Raw genomic sequence first — 281 nt, 5'->3', positions numbered from 1 at the left:
AGCGGCAGGCAGCTGACCCAGACGGTCGATCCCGGCGGCCTGGCCCTCACCACCACCTACACCCTGGACGCCCAAGGGCGGCAGCTCAGCATCACCGATCCGACCGGCGCGGTGACCACGTATGCCTACGATGCCGACGGCCGCGTGCTGAGCCAGACCAACGCCGTGGGCAGCGTCACCACCTATACCTACGACGGCGACGGCAAGACACTGACCGTCACCGCCGGCGCCGGCACCAGCGCGGCGGTGACCACGCAATACGTCTACGACAGCCTGGAACG

General features: G+C 69.0%; 1 protein-coding gene. It reads left to right on the top strand.

Translation table 11 applies throughout. The features are described from left to right. On the top strand, positions 1–281 hold a 281-nt coding region (locus ISP15_RS18575; protein WP_404549517.1), incomplete at both ends, for an RHS repeat domain-containing protein.

The sequence above is a fragment of the Dyella jejuensis genome, assembly GCF_044904675.1.
In the GTDB taxonomy this organism is placed as follows: domain Bacteria; phylum Pseudomonadota; class Gammaproteobacteria; order Xanthomonadales; family Rhodanobacteraceae; genus Dyella_B; species Dyella_B jejuensis.
This window is presented reverse-complemented; position numbering and strand designations above follow the sequence as displayed.